The sequence below is a fragment of the Pseudomonas sichuanensis genome, assembly GCF_003231305.1.
Classification (GTDB): domain Bacteria; phylum Pseudomonadota; class Gammaproteobacteria; order Pseudomonadales; family Pseudomonadaceae; genus Aquipseudomonas; species Aquipseudomonas sichuanensis.
Genome location: NZ_QKVM01000128.1, coordinates 1 through 1210 on the forward strand (window position 1 = coordinate 1; position 1210 = coordinate 1210).

Genomic DNA, 1210 nt, shown 5'->3' on the forward strand with positions numbered 1-1210 from the left:
CCGCTCACGATGGCGCGCTGGGTGCCGAGGATGCGTGGCTTGGGGTGGTTCAGGGGCGGGCGATAGGCCGCGTCCCACGGGGTGGCGCTGAACAGGTTGCGGTAGCCCTGCTGGAAGCCATCGTACTTGGCGTCGATATCGCTGGTGATGGCTTCTTCCAGCACCTGCGGCTGGCGGCCCTGGTGGGTCACTTCAAGCAGCAGCCAGAGGTCATTCCAGGCGGCATTGGGGTGGCTGGCCAGGGTCAGGAAGTGCCCGCTGGCGAGCAAGGGCTGGTCGCTGTGCCCTTCGGCCAGGCGGAAGTCGCTGCGGTGGCGTTCCAGGGCGCGGGTGGCCAGGTGCTTGCCACGGGCGCGGTCGAGAAAGCGCCCGGGGTAGTCGTAGTCTTCCAGCTCAGGCTCGGCGTGGCTGACCGACTCGCCTTCGAGCTGGATCAGCGGCTTCTTGAAGTCGTAGTCGCGGCGAGTGACGCTACTGGTGCGCGTTTCCACGCGCAGGCCGAAGCGCTTGATCATCGGCGTATCGGCCACCAGCCCGGCATCCTGCTGGTAGGCCACCGGGGCCAGCTTGCGGAACACGGTCTGGTCGTCGCCGAACACCAGTTGGTGGCCGGCAGCGCTGTGGCGGAAGTGGTAGTGAATGCCCTCTTCTTCGCACAGGCGCTGGATGAACTGCAGGTTGGACTCGTCGTACTGCACGCAGTACTCGCGCTCGGGGTACGTCGCGCCCAATTGGAATTGGTAGGCGTTGCCAAGAATGCCGTGCTCTTCGAGCACCTGGGCAATGATCTTCGGCACGCTCATGTGCTGGAACATGCGCTGGTTGATGCGGTGGGCCAGGTAGGCCAACTGCGGACGCAGGGTGACCTGGTAGCGGGTCAGGCGCTTGCCCGCCTCGCCTTGCGCGGCGCGGTAGATCAGGCCATGCAGGCCCCGCCCGTCGTCGCCGAGCTGAAGGAACGCAGGCTTGTGCAGCAGGTTTTCCAGGTTCAGCGAGGGGTGCTCGCTGACCAGCTCCAGGTCGATGGCGTAGGCCTGGCTGATGGCTTCCGTGCCGTCGAAGGCGAGCACCTGGAAATCATGCTCCAGGCCATCGATGTGCAAGCTGAAGTGGGTCTGGTTCGCGGCGGCAAACATCCTTGTCCCTCTGTAGCGAGAATGGGCTGGTAAAACGACCGCAGCCCGCGGCGCAAGCGCGGCGGGCTACGGTG

General features: G+C 65.6%; 1 protein-coding gene. It reads right to left on the reverse strand.

Annotation, left to right across the window (positions count from 1 at the left end):
* A partial coding sequence (gene tssI, locus DM373_RS28380) for a type VI secretion system tip protein TssI/VgrG (RefSeq protein WP_157966911.1) occupies positions 1 to 1136 on the reverse strand: 1136 nt, incomplete at its 3' end.
* Positions 1137 to 1210: the final 74 nt, after the last annotated feature.